Raw genomic sequence first — 15,510 nt, 5'->3', positions numbered from 1 at the left:
GGCACTACCATGGTTCGCAGGCGGTTACGGGTAGTGCCGGCCGCTGGCCGGCAATCGGCCAAGGCCGGATCCCGTGGCACAGCCGGCCAGCGGACGGCACTACCGGGCGTCCATTCCCCCGATTGTTCAGCCGCCCCGGGGGCGGCTTCACATCTGCACCATCCCCATTTAACAACCGCCATGGCACCGTGCCAATCACGTAGTCATGCAGACGGGAGTTGTGGATGAGTACCGAGAAGAAAGCCGATTTCTCCGGCGTCAGCAGCAGCGTCGACAGTACCGCCGAACAGGCACCGAAGGCGGACTTCTCCGGCGTCAGCGCTTCGGTGGACAGCACCGCAGACGTTGTCAGCGGCGGCACCTATACCGTGCAGAAGGGTGACTCGCTGTCGAAGATCGCCAAGCAGCATCTGGGCGACGCCAATGCCTGGAAGAAGATCTTCGAAGCCAACCGCGATGTGCTTGATGACCCGGACAAGATCTTCCCGGGCCAGACCCTGAAACTGCCGCCGAAGTAAGCCGGCCAGAGTGCCGTCCAACAATCCCTGGGAGGAACCCCGAATGATCAAGACCACCCCGCTCCAGACCGCCCTGATCGCCGCCCTGCTGGGCAGCGTCGCCCTGGTCGGTTGCAAGAAGAAAGAAGAGTCGACCGACAACAATGCCGCTCCGGCAGCGACTGCTCCGGCCGAACCGGCAGCACCGGCCCCGATGACCGGCGCGCCGCCGCCGATGGCCGAAGCCGCTGCTGTCAGCGTCTCGTCGGTCACGGTCGGCAAGACCGCAGCCGCCGACAAGTCGGTTGCGACGACGGCTTTGTTCGCGCCGAAGGACGACATCATCGTCTCGGTCAAGACCGACGGTGCTGCCAACAACGTCGCCGTTGGCGCGAAGCTGACCTACCAGGACGGCCAGGTGGCCGGCGAACAGAATGCCACGCTGAACACCAGCGGTGCGGAAACCACCAACGTCACCTTCAAGAATGCAAAGGGCTGGCCGGCCGGCAAGTACCGCGCCGAAGTCACCGTCGATGGCAAGGCGGCCGGAACGCCGCAGGAGTTCGAGGTCAAGTAAGTCCAGCCGACTCTCTCCCGGCAGGGCTCACGATGGACGCAGCCGCGAGGCTGCGTCCTTTTTTGTTGGGCGATGGTTGGCTTCATCCAGGCGTCGATGGATCACAGCGTTGCCGGCATCCAGTACCGCCGCGTATGGCGTGGCTTTGCCCCGCGCGACTGAAAACGCGACAATGCAGGGGTTTCCCCGCCGCGCGCCCACCCTGACGGCGACGGGGGAAAGCGTGGGGCCCCGCCTCGCGCGCGACACGGTTGCACGTGGCCCGGCGCTGGCGCCGGCCTTCCCCTGAGCATTGCTACAGAGTCCAAGTCCCCCATGTCCAAGATCCTCTACACGCTGACCGACGAAGCACCGTTCCTGGCCACCCAGTCGCTGCTGCCGATCGTTGACGCCTACACCGCCACGGCCGGCATCGTGGTGGAAACCCGTGACATCTCGCTGTCCGGCCGCATCCTGTCGCAGTTCCCGGAACTGCTGTCCGACGCGCAGAAGGTCAGCGACGACCTGGCCGAGCTGGGCCAGCTGGCGACCACCCCGGACGCCAACATCATCAAGCTGCCGAACATTTCCGCCTCGGTGCCGCAGCTGAAGGCGGCCATCAAGGAACTGCAGGACCAGGGCTACCCGCTGCCGGATTACCCGGAAACCCCGGCCGACGACCAGCAGCGCGACTACAAGGCGCGCTACGACAAGGTCAAGGGCAGCGCGGTGAACCCGGTGCTGCGCGAAGGCAACTCCGACCGCCGTGCACCGCTGTCGGTGAAGAACTACGCGCGCAAGCACCCGCACCGCATGGGCGCCTGGTCGGCCGATTCGAAGTCGCACGTCGCGCACATGGCCGCCGGCGATTTCTACGGCAGCGAAAAGTCGGCCACCCTGGCCAACGCCGGTTCGCTGAAGATCACCTTCCACGGCAAGGACGGCAGCGCCGTCGTGCTGAAGGAAAAGACCGCGGTCAAGGCCGGCGAGATCGTCGACGCCGCCGTGATGAGCCGCAAGGCACTGGCCGCGTTCCTCGGTGAGCAGATCGCCGATGCCAAGGCCCAGGGCGTGCTGTTCTCGCTGCACCTGAAGGCGACCATGATGAAGGTCTCCGACCCGATCATGTTCGGCGTGGCGGTCAATGAGTTCTACAAGGACGTGCTGGCCAAGCACGCCGACGTACTCAAGCAGGCCGGTTTCGACGCCAACAACGGCATCGGTGACCTGGCTGCGCGCCTGCCGTCGCTGCCGGAAGCCACCCGTGCTGCGATCGAAGCCGACCTGGCTGCCGAGTACGCACAGCGCCCGGGCGTGGCCATGGTCAACTCGGACAAGGGCATCACCAACCTGCACGTGCCGAGCGACGTCATCGTCGACGCCTCGATGCCGGCGATGATCCGCGACTCCGGCAAGATGTGGAACGCCGAAGGCAAGCTGCAGGACACCAAGGCCGTCATTCCGGACCGCTGCTACGCCGGCGTGTACCAGGCCGTCATCGACGACTGCAAGGCGCACGGCGCCTTCGACCCGGCCACCATGGGTTCGGTGCCCAACGTCGGCCTGATGGCACAGAAGGCCGAGGAGTACGGCTCGCACGACAAGACCTTCCAGATCGCTGCCGATGGCGTGGTCAAGGTCACCGACGATGCCGGCACCGTGGTGTTCGAGCACGCCGTGGAAGCCGGTGACATCTGGCGCATGTGCCAGACCAAGGACGCGCCGATCCAGGACTGGGTCAAGCTGGCCGTCGAGCGTGCCCGCCTGAGCAGCACCCCGGCCGTGTTCTGGCTGGATGCCGCCCGCGCCCACGACGCGCAGGTCATCGCCAAGGTCGAGCAGTATCTGAAGGACCACGACACCAACGGCCTGGACATCCGCATCCTGCCGCCGGTGGAAGCGACCGCGTTCTCGCTGGACCGCATCCGCAAGGGCGAGGACACCATCTCGGTGACCGGCAACGTGCTGCGCGACTACCTGACCGACCTGTTCCCGATCATGGAGCTGGGCACCAGCGCCAAGATGCTGTCGATCGTGCCGCTGATGGCCGGTGGTGGCCTGTTCGAGACCGGCGCCGGTGGTTCGGCCCCGAAGCACGTGCAGCAGTTCGTCGAAGAGGACTACCTGCGCTGGGATTCGCTGGGTGAGTTCCTGGCCCTGGCCGCGTCGCTGGAACACCTGGGCAACCGCTATGACAACGCCGCCGCCCGCGTGCTGGCCAAGGCGCTGGACGAAGCCAACGGCCAGTTCCTGGACAACGACAAGTCGCCGTCGCGCAAGCTCGGCGGCATCGACAACCGTGGCAGCCACTTCTACATCGCGTTGTACTGGGCGCAGGCCCTGGCCGCGCAGGACGAGGATGCTGCACTGAAGGCACGCTTCGCCCCGCTGGCCAAGGCGCTGACCGACAACGAGCAGAAGATCGTCGACGAGCTGATCGCGGTGCAGGGCAAGGCCGTGGACATCGGTGGCTACTACCGCCCGGACCTGGCCAAGGCCAGCAAGGCAATGCGCCCGAGCGCGACCTTCAACGCCGCGCTGGAGCAGCTGCGCGGCTGATCCTGCGCCGTTCGCCTGCTGCAACATGGAAACCCGCGCTTCGGCGCGGGTTTTCTTTTTCCGGGGCCGTGGGGGGTCAGATCCCTTTTGCGCGCAAAAGGGATCTGACCCCAGGCGATGAAACCGTGACATCCGTCAGCTGTCGGACTGCCGTCAACGGGGCATGAAACTTGCCCGCGATGGCTGTCGCAGAACCGACAGAAGGGGGCGTGCAACCGCCTTCAATCTGAGTAGTCGATCACGACGGTCTTCGTCGGCTATATCCTAGCCTTGGCGACGCGAGACCACCGGGGAGGTGGTCGCCCGGGGACACGGATGGCACGCGTGCTGGTAGTGGGAACCGATATCCAGGGCGAGCAGGCCCTGCTGCAACGGCTGCGCCTGGCGTCGGCACTGCCGGACGGCCAGGTCCGCCGCAGCCGGGACCTGGACGATTGCGACCTGCTGGTCATCCGCGATACCCCGGCACTGCGCAACGCGGCCCAGCGCATGCGCCAGCAGCGACCGCGCCTGCAATGCTGGATCGAGGACAACGGCGGCCAACTGCGCGACGGCGACGGACACCAGGATGTTCTCGACGACGGTGCCATCGGCCGCGCGCTGCGTCGCATGCAGTTGGCACCGGAGCCCCTGGCCATGCCCGCACCCGCGCTGATACGTCTGGCCGATGGCGCACACGCCATTACCCGCCTGCTGCGCGAGCGGTTGCCGCTGCGCCATGGCCAGGCACTGTTGAGTGATGCGGGCGAGCCTTTGCTGCTGATGGATCTGGAGCACGACCAGGCCGTGCTGTTGCAGGAACCCGCGAGCGCGCTGGTGGAGCGCCTGGCCGATGCTTTCGAACGCCTGCAGCTGGATGCACTGACGCCAATGCGCCTGCAGGCGCTGGCTGGTGAGCGAACACGCCAGCCGCTGCGGCCGCTGTTGTGGCAATGGGCGCAACGCAGCCGCCACTGGCAGGCACTGGACGAACGCCTGCGCGGCGCTTCGGTGAAGCTGCTGCGCTGGCCGGATTTCCGCGTACTGGGACACGACCACGATGGATTCCGCCTTTGCTCGTTGCTGCTCAAGCGCGCGTGCACGGTTGAAGAATGCGCGATGCTGCTTGAGCTGCCGGCGGCGGCCGTTCGCGATTTCATCCACGCGGCCTACCTGTGTGGCTACGCGCAGCTGCAGGCCGCCCCGGCGACGCCGATGATGGCGACCGGTGGCACCCGCACCGACAACGGACTGCTTGCCCGCCTGTGGCGGCACTTGCGCGGGAGTGAGCGCAATGCGTGAGCACAAGGTGGTGGTGCTGGGCGGCATGGGCAGCGGCAAGTCGACGCTGGTGCGCAGCATCGCGGCCGGCGCGGTAGTCGACACCGATGTGGCCAACAGTGATCGCCTCGGTGCCGACAAGGCCTCCACCACCGTCGCGCTGGACTATGCAGACATCGACCTGCCCAACGGAGAACGCCTGCGTCTGTACGGAACGCCCGGCCAGCAGCGTTTCGATTTCCTGTGGCCGATCCTGCTGCAGGGTGCACGGGGCGCGGTGCTGCTGCTGGACGCACGGCGCGCCGGCATTGCCAGCGAGCTGCAGGACTACCTGCAGGTGCTGCAGCCGTTCGCATCATCCCTGGCACTGGTCGTGGCCGTCAGCCACCTGGACCAGGCACCACAGGCGGCGCTGGATGACTGGGCCACGCACGCCTGCCTTGACGACCAGCCACTGCCGTTGCTGGCCGTCGATGCCCGTGACCGCGAACAGGGACTGCTGCTGATGGATGTACTGATGAGCGAAATGGAAGCGCACGCACTGGTGGCTGCGCATGGGTGACGGGCAGATGGCGGTACTGCCCGACGCGGGCCAGCGTGAGCGCCTGCAGCCGCTGCTGCAGGACCTGCAGCAGCGGGTGGAAGGCGTGCGCACGGTGGTGCTGGCCAGCGTCGATGGCTTTGCCCTGGTCAGCGCCGGTGCCGACGGGCGCGGCGAACGGCTGGCGGCGATGACCAGCGCGATGCTGGCGTTGGCCGCAGCGGTGGGGCGCGAACTGGTGCTGGGCGATCTGCAGACGCTGATGCTGGAAGCGATGGGCGGGAAGGTGCTGATGCTGGCGATCCAGGCCGAAGGGCGTGCGCCGCTGCTGCTGATGGCGGCCTGCGACCAGCGCAGCGTGATCGGGCAGGTGCTGTGGCAGAGCAGGGAATGTGGCCAGGCGATCCTGGCCGAACTCGGCGGATCGTGAGCCCGGCCGCAGGGGAACGAGGGGCTCGAACCAACATCGACAAGGGGTGCGACGTGGCTGGATTGAATGAATCGTTGAACGCACTGATGGGCATCGACGGCGCGCAGGCAGTGGCGCTGGTCGACTACGAAAGCGGCATGCTGCTGGGCGAAGCCGGTGCCGGCATGGACATGGAAGTGGCCGCCGCCGGCAACACCGAAGTGATCCGGGCCAAGATGAAGACCGCTGCCTCGTTGAACCTCAATGACAGCATCGAGGATATCCTGATCTCGCTGGGCAAGGCGTACCACATCATGCGACCGGTCGCGAAGAAGAAGGGCCTGTTCTTCTACATCGTGCTGGACCGGACCAAGTCCAACCTTGCACTGGCCCGACGCAAGGTGCAGGACGTAGAGGCCGAACTGGCGATCTGAGCCGGTAGTGCCGGCCGCTGGCCGGCGTCTGCATCGATCCATCGACGGTCCAGGTGCTGCCGGCCAGCGGCCGGCACTACCTTCGCACTCGACGCCATTGCACACGCCAGCGTATGGTGAAGCCGGTCCTCCCGGCTGAGTCCTGCATGTCCGAGCCTGATATCGATGCCGAGCTGGCGTCGCGCATCGCTGGTGCCATCCACGCTGGCTTCGAGCAGTACCACGCCCGCTTTGCGGCGATCACCGCCCGCGCGCGGCAGCGTTTCGAGCAGCGCGACTGGGCGGGCGCACGCCGGGATGCAGTCGAGCGCATCGCGTTGTACGACCTGTGCATTGCCGAACAGATGGATGCACTGCGGCGCCTTGCCGGCGAAGCGATCGGGGAGCGCGCACTGTGGCTGCAGGTGCATGCACGCTACAGCGAATTGCTGCGGGGGCTGATCGACGCCGAACTGTACAAGACGTTCTACAACACCCTGTCGCGGCGCTTGTTCTCCACCCGTGGCGTGGATCCGGCGCTGGAGTTCATCGCCTTTGACGTCGAGCCGTCCGATGCGATCACCCATCCGGTCGCGCGGCATACCTACGCGGTTTCACCGACGCGGCCGGTGGAGGCCCTGCAGCGCGTGTTGGCCGATTACCGCTTCGACATTCCGTATGCGCACCAGTTGCGCTGCGCGGCGGCCATCGCCGTGCGCCTGCAGGATGATCTGGCCCACTGGGGCGATACGCAGGTGCGCAGCATCGAGCTGCTGGACACCGTGTTCTATCGCGAGCGCCGTGCCTACCTGGTGGGCCGCGTGTTCGGCGAGCACCGCTTCTCACCCTGCGTGATCGCGCTGGTCAACGATGAGCGTGGCTTGCGTGCCGACGCGGTGCTCACCCGGCGCCGCGACGTCGCCCACCTGTTCGGCGTGTCGCGCAGTTATTTCCAGGCCGACCTCGCCACGGTGGGCGATGCGGTGGTGTTCCTGCGCAGCCTGCTGCCAAGCAAGCCCATCGATGAGATCTACACCGTTCTGGGCCGTGCCAAGCAGGGCAAGACCGAGCGCTACCGGACCTTCTTCCGCCACTTCAACGAGCATCCGCAGGAGCGGCTGGTGCCCGCCGAAGGCACACCTGGCATGGTCATGGCAGTGTTCACCCTGCCCAGCTATCCGCTGGTGTTCAAGCTGATCCGCGACCGCTTCGCGTGGCCCAAGGCGATGTCGCGGCAGCAGGTGGAAGAGAAGTACGCGCTGGTGTTCAACCTCGACCGCGTCGGCCGCCTGCTAGATGCGCAGCCGTATCGCCACCTGCGCTTCCCGCGCGACCGCTTCGCACCGGCCTTGCTGGAGGAGCTGCTGCAGCAATGCGCGCAGACCGTGCGGGTCGATGGCGACCATGTGGAAGTCGCACTTTGCTACGTACAGCGTCGCTTCCGTCCATTGAACCTGTACCTGCGCGAGCAGGGGGGCGAGGCGGTGCGCGCAGCGGTACTCGACTACGCGCAGGCGATCACCGACATGGCGCGCAACAACATCTTCCCCGGCGACATGCTGCCGAAGAACTTCGGCGTATCGCGGCATGGCCGGGCCGTGTTCTACGACTACGACGAGCTGTGCCTGGTCAGCGACTGCGTGTTCCGCGCCTGGCCGCAGCCGCGTACGCCGGAGGAAGCCATGGCCGATGAACCCTGGTTCCATGTCGGTCCACGCGACGTGTTTCCCGAGCGCTTCGGCCCGTTCATGGGCCTGCCCGCCAGCGAACTGGCGGCGGTGAGGGAGCACTACCGGCACCTGTTCGATCCGGCGTGGTGGCAGGACCTGCAGGCGCGCTTCGCCGAGGGGAACTATCCGGATACGCCGCCCTACGCGGCGGCCCATCGCCTGGCCTGAACGGCGTGGCGTGAAGCACGTGCCGGTCCGGTCAGGACTGCGGTACGCTCGGTGCTCACTTCATCACCACGGATCCGGCAATGATGCGTTCCCCCCTGTTCCTTGCCCTGGCCCTGGCGTTCTCCGCCGGTGCCCCCCTGCTGCCAGCCGAGGCCGTCGCCCAGAACGCGCGCGCCGTGCGTGCCACCGCCGAGATGAGCATGGCGCTGTCGGGCAGTATCGACGTGGCGGCCGATGGTTCGGTCAGCGCGCTGGTCCTGGACCAGCAGGCGATGCTCGCACCGGGTATCGCCTCATTCGTGGAGGGCACCATCCGTGGCTGGCAGTTCGAGCCGACGCTGCGCGATGGCAAGCCGGTGGCGGTCCACGCACCACTGCGGGTGCGCCTGCGTGGCAAGCAGCAGGAGGACGGCAGCTACCAGGTCAGCATGACCAGTGTCGACTTCAGTGAGTATGACCCGAAGGCTACCGATTCGGTGACCCGGAAGAGCATGCCGCCACCGCGCTACCCCGAGGATGTCTTCCGCAGTGGTGGGCAGGGTGATGTGCTGCTGCTGGTCAAGGTAGCCCGCGATGGGACCGTGGCCGACGTCATTGCCGAACAGGTGAACATGACCGTGGTCGCGCCGGAGCGGACCCTGGCCAAGATGCGTGACCTGCTCGCCAAGGCCAGCATCAGCGGCGCGCGCAAGTGGACCTTCATCCCGCCGACCACCGGCGAGAACAGCACGCGCGACTTCTGGACCGTGCGCGTGCCGGTGAACTTCGCCCTGAACAGCGACACCGGCAGCAACGGCAATGCCCAGCCGGAGCGCTATGGCCGCTGGCGTGCCTACATCCCCGGCCCGCGCCAGGCCGCACCGTGGCGCAGGCCGGATGCCGTCGAACAGGCGGGCAGTGATCTGCTGCCGGCCGGGGGCGTGTACATGGTCGATGGCACCCAGCGCGGCCTGCGCCTGCTGACACCGTTGGCGCAGCGCTGAGCCCGGCGCGGTGAAGCGGTCGGCCAGGCCGGCCGCTTTTCAGTCCGCGTACGGGTAGACCACCACCCGGTTGCGGCCCTGTTCCTTGGCCATGTACAGGGCCTTGTCGGCCAGCCGCAGCGCCTGCTCGGCATCGACATGGAAGCTGGGGAAGTGGGCCACGCCCAGTGACACGGTGATGGTGCCGACCGGCTCGAACGGGTGATCGGCGATGTGCTGGCGCAGGCGCTCGCCAGCTTGGCGCGCCGAGTCGGTGCTGATGCCCGGCAACAGCAGCAGGAATTCCTCGCCGCCGGCGCGGCAGAGGATGTCGCTGTCGCGCGAGTAGCGGCGCATCTGGTCGGCGATATGGACGATGGCGGCGTCACCGACGTCATGGCCGTGGCTGTCGTTGATCGATTTGAAGCGATCGATGTCCAGCGCCAGGATCGCGAACGGAATGCCCTGCACCTGCAGCGCATCCAGCGCCTGCTGCAGGCCGCGGCGATTGAGCAGGCCGGTCAGCGGATCGGTACGGTTGGCGCGGCTGAGCGTGCCGATGCGGTCCTGCAGCGCGTTGAAGCTGTGCAGCACCGCCTGCTTGAGCTGGGCCACCTCGAAGTACCAGGCGCGGATGCCGCTGACGTGGCTGATCGCGTTGCCGGTGTCCTCGCCACCCTGCACGTTTCGCGCCAGCTGCCACAGCGGCATCGAGATGCGACGGGCGAACCACCAGGTGACCAGCAGTGACAGCAGGCCGAGCGGGATCGCATTCCAGATCACCGCGGTCATCAACCGTGACAATGGCTGCAGCGTGGCCTCGGTCGGCCGCTGGGCGATGATGCCCCAGCCGGTGGCCGGCACCGGTGCATAGCCAGCCAGCATCGATACGCCCAGGTTGTTGCGGACCTGCTGCGCACCGCGTTCACCGCGCACGACTGCCTTCACCGCCGGGTTGCCGACCACGTAGTCGCCGACCCGCTTGCCATCGGCGTGGTACAGCAGGCGGCCATTGCGGTCCACCACGTACAGGTACGAGCCGTCGCGGTAGTAGTGCTTGCCCAGCAGCGTGTGCAGCGCACTGCGCTGGCGCAGGTAGAGGGTGCCGCTGACGTAGCCGCGATAGCGGCCCTGGCGATCGAAGATCGGGTGCGACAGCGAGACCAGCAGCTTGCCGGTGGTCGACTGGTAGGGATCGCTGATCATCGGCTGGCGCGCGGCCAGTGCGGCGTTGTTGCCGGCGCTGTGCAGGATCTCGCCCTGCAGCTGCAGGGTCTGCGGCGAGGTGGCGATCACCAGGCCGTCGGCGTCGACCACCAGCGAGGAGTTGAAGCTGTTGGTCTGCAGCTGCAGCCGGCTGGCTTCATCCTGGGCCTGTGCCGGATCGAGATCATTCTGGCCGAGCCGGGTGGCGGCGTAGGCCAGCTCCTGCTGCGCGGCCAGCAGGAAGTTCTGGGTGGTCTCGGCCAGCTTGGTGGCATAGACGCGGTTGGCCTCCAGCGTGTTGCCGACCAGCTGGTCGCGCTGCACGCGGTAACTGGCCAGCAGGGTATTGGCCAGGGCAATGATGGCGCTGAGCAGGGCCAGGGCGAGGATCAGCTTGCCCAGGTTGAGGCGGGGGGACAGCGTTCGCATGCGTCGACGGATCCGGCAGGAGGCTGGACCCGACCGGTTCTCCGGAAGGGGCGACAGCGGGAATCGGTGGCCACGCCCTTGGGGCCGGGCAGGGTATGGGGCGAATTATCGCCAAAAGTCAGCGGCGGCAAAGTGAAGCAGGTCGCCCTGCAGGCAAAAAAAAACCTGCCGCAGCGGGCGGCAGGTTCTTTTCGATGCAATGGCGCGGATCAGCGCTTCATCGAACCGAAGAACTCGTCGTTGGACTTGGTGTTCTTCATCTTGTCGAGCAGGAATTCCATCGCGGCCATTTCATCCATCGGATGCAGCAGCTTGCGCAGGATCCAGATCTTCTGCAGCAGTTCCGGTTCGATCAGCAGGTCTTCGCGGCGGGTACCGGAACGGTTGATGTCGATGGCCGGGAACACGCGCTTTTCAGCGATACGACGGCTCAGGTGCACTTCGCTGTTGCCGGTGCCCTTGAACTCTTCGTAGATCACCTCGTCCATCTTCGAGCCGGTGTCGACCAGCGCGGTGGCGATGATGGTCAGGCTGCCGCCTTCTTCCACGTTGCGCGCGGCACCGAAGAAGCGCTTCGGGCGGTGCAGGGCGTTGGCGTCCACACCACCGGTCAGCACCTTGCCCGAGCTCGGCACCACGTTGTTGTAGGCGCGGGCCAGGCGGGTGATCGAGTCGAGCAGGATCACCACATCCTTCTTGTGCTCGACCAGGCGCTTGGCGCGCTCGATGACCATTTCGGCCACCTGCACGTGGCGCGCGGCCGGCTCGTCGAAGGTCGAGCTGATGACCTCGCCGCGCACGGTGCGCTGCATTTCGGTCACTTCTTCCGGGCGCTCGTCGATCAGCAGCACGATCAGGTGCACGTCCGGATGGTTGGTGGTGATGGCGGTGGCGACCTGCTGCATCATCATCGTCTTGCCGGCCTTGGGCTGCGACACGATGAGCGAGCGCTGGCCCTTGCCCTGCGGCGCCATCAGGTCGAGGATGCGGCCGGTGATGTCTTCCGACGAACCGTTGCCACGCTCAAGGGTGAAGCGGCGGCGCGGGAACAGTGCGGTCAGGTTCTCGAACAGCACCTTGTTCTTCGACGCTTCGATCGGCTCGCCGTTGATGGTGTCGACGATGTTCAGCGCGAAGTAGCGCTCGCCGTCCTTCGGGAAGCGGATGCGGCCGGAGATGTGGTCGCCGGTGCGCAGGTTGAAGCGGCGGATCTGGCTGGGCGAGATGTAGGTGTCGTCAGGGCCGGCCAGGTAGCTGGCTTCGGCCGCGCGCAGGAAACCGAAGCCATCCGGCAGGATTTCCAGCACACCATCGGCGGCGACGCCGTCACCGTGGCGGGTCAGCACCTTCAGCAGGGCGAAGATCACGTCCTGCTTGCGGGCACGGGCCACGCCTTCGGAGATCTGCAGCTGCTCGGCGATTTCCAGCAGCTTCTGTGCCGGCATGCGCTTGAGGTCGCTCAGCGAGTACACCGGGAAGCCCTCGGGCACGTTGGCGTGCGGGCGCGGCACGAACGGCTGCTGTTCGCCGCCGTCATTGGACATGCCATCGTCGCGGAAGCGGTTGTTGCGGTCACGGTCACGGTCGCGGCGGTTGCGGAAGCGGTCGCGGCGGTTGCCCTGACCTTGCCCCTGGCCCTGCTGGCCGTTCTGGTTGTACGGGTTCTGGCCCTGGTTCTGGCCACCCCCCTGGTGATTCTGCTGCCGCGGCTGGCCGGATTCGCGGCCCTCGCCACCCTCGCCACCGCCACTGCTGGCAGGGGCCTCGGCGGCGGGCGCGCTCGGCGCAGGTGCTGCGGCCGGCGCCGGTGCTTCGGGCGCGGCGGCCAGCGGCAGGGTCGGCTGCGCCGGAGCGGCGCTGGTTTCTGCGGCTGCCGGGGCGGCGGCCTTGCTCACGCGGGGCTTGCGCACGCGCTTTTCGGCGGGCGCATCAGCGCTGCCGGTTTCGGAAGTGTTATCGGACAAGAGCGTTATTCCTCGCTTGACGGTGCGAGCGCCCGGCTGGGGCGGCGAACGTTGGGAATGGGTCTGGAAGAAACTGCGTCCAGAGGGTGCGGCACGCGAACGCGGCCGGATATGCCGACACTATCATCGGCCTGCGGCGCCATGCAAGGGTCGCCGGGAACAGCATTCATCATGGGCGTGGTGCGCCCGCCGGCAGCCGCGCTCGGCGGCTGCCGGAGACCGGCAGGATCAGGCCAAGGCCTTGTCCAGCAGGCCGGCCAGCTGGGCCTTGCCCACCGCACCGATCTGCTCGCCGACCTTCTCGCCATCCTTGAACACGACCAGGTACGGAATCGAACGCACGTGGTACTTCGCGGCCAGCGCACGGTTGTGGTCAACGTTGACCTTGGCGATCTTGGCGCGGCCCTGGTAGGCATCGGCCAGCTCGTCCAGCGCCGGGGCGATCATCTTGCAGGGGCCACACCACTCGGCCCAGAAATCGACCAGCACCGGTTCCTTGGAATTCAGCACTGCGCTATCAAAGTCGGCGTCGCCGACATGTACAACCTTGTCGCTCATCTTGGTTTCTCGTCTTGGATTGCACCCGGCCATGCCGGAGGTGGGTGAACTGGGCCTTGCCCGGTGGCGCGACCCTCGTCGTTGCCTCGCGGCGCACTGCCGCGGTGCGTTCGGCGGGATGCCTGGACGCTCACGGCCGGCAGTGTACCCCTATCGCGGGGCAGGGACAGGCGCCGTCTGGAACCCAGCGTATCGTGATCGCTTCGATGGCCGGTATGTGTCGGATTTCACTGTCTTCCTGAAGATGGGGCTGGCAGTGGGCGACACCAGCGCCCCCGTGCAGGCCGTTCAAGTCCGGTGTGGCTGGGTGAAGGTGACGTCTCTGGATGCCATGAGACGTCGCATTCCGGTTTGCCTGCCCGAGTGCGTTAAACTGGGACATTGTGCGGCGCACGGACCGAGGGGTCCCGGGCTGCCAACCCGCCGCAGGGGCCGCAGTTTGCGACGGTTCCCCTAGACGCTGAAGTGCCAGCCGCCCCAAGGGCCGGCGGCCATACCAAGACGGACTCATGAGCGACAAACCGCTGACCGATTTGACCTTCTCCTCCTTCGAGCTGCACCCGGCCCTGCAGGCCGGCCTTGAAGGAGCCGGATTCACCCGCTGCACCCCGATCCAGGCGCTGACCCTGCCGGTCGCGCTGCCCGGTGGTGATGTTGCCGGCCAGGCCCAGACCGGTACCGGCAAGACCCTGGCCTTCCTGGTCGCTGTCGTGAACCGCCTGCTGACCCGTCCGGCGCTGGCCGACCGCAAGCCGGAAGACCCCCGCGCCCTGATCCTCGCCCCGACCCGCGAACTGGCCATCCAGATCCACAAGGATGCGGTGAAGTTCGGTTCCGACCTGGGCCTGCGTTTCGCGCTGGTCTACGGTGGCGTGGATTACGACAAGCAGCGCGAGCTGCTGCAGCAGGGCGTGGACGTGATCATCGCCACCCCGGGCCGCCTGATCGACTACGTCAAGCAGCACAAGGTGGTTTCGCTGCATGCCTGCGAGATCTGCGTGCTGGACGAAGCCGACCGCATGTTCGACCTGGGCTTCATCAAGGACATCCGCTTCCTGCTGCGCCGCATGCCGGAACGCACCATCCGCCAGACCCTGCTGTTCAGCGCCACCCTCAGCCATCGCGTGCTGGAGCTGGCCTACGAGCACATGAACGAGCCGCAGAAGCTGGTGGTCGAAGCCGAGACCATCACCGCTGCCCGCGTGCGCCAGCGCATCTACTTCCCGGCCGACGACGAGAAGATCCCGCTGCTGCTGGGCCTGCTGTCGCGCAGCGAAGGCGCGCGGACCATGGTGTTCGTCAACACCAAGGTGTTCGTCGAGCGCGTTGCCCGCTCGCTGGAAAAGGCCGGCTACCGTGTCGGCGTGCTGTCCGGCGACGTGCCGCAGAAGAAGCGCGAGAGCCTGCTCAACCGCTTCCAGAAGGGCCAGCTGGAAATCCTGGTGGCCACCGACGTCGCCGCGCGCGGCCTGCACATCGACGGCATCAAGTACGTCTACAACTACGACCTGCCGTTCGATGCCGAAGACTACGTGCACCGCATCGGCCGTACCGCGCGCCTGGGTGAAGAAGGTGATGCGATCAGCTTCGCCTGCGAACGCTACGCGATGGGCCTGCCGGACATCGAGGCCTACATCGAGCAGAAGATTCCCTCCGAGCCGGTCACCAAGGAACTGCTGACCCCGCTGCCGCGCCCGGAACGCCCGGCCCCGGCTGCAGGCGAGGAAGGCGAGGACAACGAAAGCGTCGGCCAGATCTTCCGTGAAGCGCGCGAAGCCCGCGCCGCCGAGGAAGAGCGTCGGGGTGGTGGCCGCAGTGGCGGTCGTTCCGGCAGTGGTGGTGGTCGTGGTGGCCGTGACGGCGAGCGCAGCGGCGAACGCCGTTCGCGCGGCCCGCGCAAGCCGCGCGTGGAAGGCGAGCAGGGGGCTGCGGCCCCGGTCGCCGGTGCTGAAGGCGCCGCTGCCCAGGCCCCGCGTCCGCCGCGCCCGCCGCGCGCCGAAGGCGCACCGGACGCTGCCGTGGATGGTGAACACAAGCCGCGCAAGCGCCGTCGTCGTCGCCATGGCCGTCCGGTCGAGGGTGCCGAGGGCGTGCAGGCCAACGCCGGCAACGGCGCGAGCCCGGTGACCCCGGTGCAGGTGGTGGCCAAGCCGGTGCGTACCGCCGCCGATACCGGCGATTCGTTCCTGACCCGCATCGGCCGCAAGATCCGCCGGATGCTGTCGGGCAACTGATCCTGTAGCACCCGACCGTTGGTC

The 15,510-nt window shown here is 67.0% G+C and carries 13 protein-coding genes; 10 read left to right on the top strand and 3 right to left on the bottom strand.

What is annotated here, in order from left to right:
• The first annotated feature begins 224 nt into the window (after positions 1–224).
• From ACSDHM_RS17140 to ACSDHM_RS17100, 9 genes are all read left to right on the top strand, one after another.
• Positions 225–518: a LysM peptidoglycan-binding domain-containing protein gene (locus tag ACSDHM_RS17140; RefSeq protein WP_049410686.1), complete on the top strand. Its 294-nt coding sequence runs from the start codon at positions 225–227 to the stop codon at positions 516–518.
• A 43-nt stretch (positions 519–561) separates the two neighbouring features.
• The gene (locus ACSDHM_RS17135) at positions 562–1,074 is read left to right on the top strand and encodes a hypothetical protein (RefSeq protein ID WP_072169182.1); all 513 of its coding nucleotides are present in this window, start codon (positions 562–564) and stop codon (positions 1,072–1,074) included.
• Positions 1,075–1,389: 315 nt separating this feature from the next.
• Positions 1,390–3,612 (top strand): NADP-dependent isocitrate dehydrogenase, encoded by a 2,223-nt coding sequence (locus ACSDHM_RS17130; RefSeq protein ID WP_072169181.1) that lies wholly within the window; start codon positions 1,390–1,392, stop codon positions 3,610–3,612.
• A 315-nt stretch (positions 3,613–3,927) separates the two neighbouring features.
• Complete coding sequence (locus tag ACSDHM_RS17125) at positions 3,928–4,893, top strand: hypothetical protein (protein WP_088497440.1); 966 nt, start codon at positions 3,928–3,930, stop codon at positions 4,891–4,893.
• Positions 4,886–5,434 carry a GTP-binding protein gene (locus ACSDHM_RS17120; RefSeq protein WP_072169179.1) on the top strand — a complete coding sequence of 183 codons (549 nt, stop codon included), beginning with the start codon at positions 4,886–4,888 and terminating at the stop codon, positions 5,432–5,434. Before ACSDHM_RS17125 ends, ACSDHM_RS17120 begins: the two co-directional genes overlap by 8 nt.
• A complete protein-coding gene (locus tag ACSDHM_RS17115; RefSeq protein ID WP_061478181.1) occupies positions 5,427–5,843 on the top strand; it encodes a roadblock/LC7 domain-containing protein in 417 nt (138 codons plus the stop codon). The genes ACSDHM_RS17120 and ACSDHM_RS17115 overlap by 8 nt, the downstream gene beginning before the upstream one ends.
• A 53-nt stretch (positions 5,844–5,896) precedes the next feature.
• Entirely contained in the window at positions 5,897–6,256 is a 360-nt protein-coding gene (locus ACSDHM_RS17110) for a hypothetical protein (protein ID WP_005419760.1), read from the top strand.
• Positions 6,257–6,402: 146 nt separating this feature from the next.
• The gene (gene aceK, locus ACSDHM_RS17105; protein ID WP_439426444.1) at positions 6,403–8,133 is read left to right on the top strand and encodes a bifunctional isocitrate dehydrogenase kinase/phosphatase; all 1,731 of its coding nucleotides are present in this window, start codon (positions 6,403–6,405) and stop codon (positions 8,131–8,133) included.
• A gap of 80 nt (positions 8,134–8,213) precedes the next feature.
• The gene (locus ACSDHM_RS17100) at positions 8,214–9,116 is read left to right on the top strand and encodes a TonB-dependent receptor (RefSeq protein WP_072169177.1); all 903 of its coding nucleotides are present in this window, start codon (positions 8,214–8,216) and stop codon (positions 9,114–9,116) included.
• 39 nt (positions 9,117–9,155) lie between these two features.
• Here ACSDHM_RS17100 and ACSDHM_RS17095 read toward each other — a convergent pair whose 3' ends face one another.
• The 3 genes from ACSDHM_RS17095 to trxA all read right to left on the bottom strand — a co-directional run bounded on the left by ACSDHM_RS17095 (position 9,156) and on the right by trxA (position 13,252).
• Positions 9,156–10,730, bottom strand: coding sequence for a sensor domain-containing diguanylate cyclase (locus ACSDHM_RS17095; protein WP_005419756.1), 1,575 nt, complete (start codon positions 10,728–10,730; stop codon positions 9,156–9,158).
• Positions 10,731–10,939: 209 nt separating this feature from the next.
• Positions 10,940–12,694 carry a transcription termination factor Rho gene (gene rho, locus ACSDHM_RS17090; RefSeq protein WP_065178838.1) on the bottom strand — a complete coding sequence of 585 codons (1,755 nt, stop codon included), beginning with the start codon at positions 12,692–12,694 and terminating at the stop codon, positions 10,940–10,942.
• A 228-nt stretch (positions 12,695–12,922) separates the two neighbouring features.
• A complete protein-coding gene (trxA, locus tag ACSDHM_RS17085) occupies positions 12,923–13,252 on the bottom strand; it encodes a thioredoxin (protein WP_005411275.1) in 330 nt (109 codons plus the stop codon).
• Positions 13,253–13,761: 509 nt separating this feature from the next.
• On the opposite strand from trxA, the gene rhlB reads away from it, so the two are divergent.
• Positions 13,762–15,486 carry an ATP-dependent RNA helicase RhlB gene (gene rhlB, locus ACSDHM_RS17080; RefSeq protein ID WP_088497439.1) on the top strand — a complete coding sequence of 575 codons (1,725 nt, stop codon included), beginning with the start codon at positions 13,762–13,764 and terminating at the stop codon, positions 15,484–15,486.
• Positions 15,487–15,510: the final 24 nt, after the last annotated feature.

This window comes from Stenotrophomonas sp. T8, from assembly GCF_051853085.1.
In the GTDB taxonomy this organism is placed as follows: Bacteria; Pseudomonadota; Gammaproteobacteria; order Xanthomonadales; family Xanthomonadaceae; genus Stenotrophomonas; species Stenotrophomonas sepilia.
This window is presented reverse-complemented; position numbering and strand designations above follow the sequence as displayed.

Coding starts and splice junctions, on each gene's coding strand:
- rhlB (WP_088497439.1), top strand. CDS start 13,762: ATGAGCGACAAACCGCTGACCGATTTGACCTTCTCCTCCTTCGAGCTG.
- ACSDHM_RS17135 (WP_072169182.1), top strand. CDS start 562: ATGATCAAGACCACCCCGCTCCAGACCGCCCTGATCGCCGCCCTGCTG.
- trxA (WP_005411275.1), bottom strand. CDS start 13,252: ATGAGCGACAAGGTTGTACATGTCGGCGACGCCGACTTTGATAGCGCA.
- aceK (WP_439426444.1), top strand. CDS start 6,403: ATGTCCGAGCCTGATATCGATGCCGAGCTGGCGTCGCGCATCGCTGGT.
- ACSDHM_RS17120 (WP_072169179.1), top strand. CDS start 4,886: ATGCGTGAGCACAAGGTGGTGGTGCTGGGCGGCATGGGCAGCGGCAAG.
- ACSDHM_RS17095 (WP_005419756.1), bottom strand. CDS start 10,730: ATGCGAACGCTGTCCCCCCGCCTCAACCTGGGCAAGCTGATCCTCGCC.
- ACSDHM_RS17100 (WP_072169177.1), top strand. CDS start 8,214: ATGATGCGTTCCCCCCTGTTCCTTGCCCTGGCCCTGGCGTTCTCCGCC.
- ACSDHM_RS17125 (WP_088497440.1), top strand. CDS start 3,928: ATGGCACGCGTGCTGGTAGTGGGAACCGATATCCAGGGCGAGCAGGCC.
- ACSDHM_RS17115 (WP_061478181.1), top strand. CDS start 5,427: ATGGGTGACGGGCAGATGGCGGTACTGCCCGACGCGGGCCAGCGTGAG.
- ACSDHM_RS17140 (WP_049410686.1), top strand. CDS start 225: ATGAGTACCGAGAAGAAAGCCGATTTCTCCGGCGTCAGCAGCAGCGTC.
- ACSDHM_RS17130 (WP_072169181.1), top strand. CDS start 1,390: ATGTCCAAGATCCTCTACACGCTGACCGACGAAGCACCGTTCCTGGCC.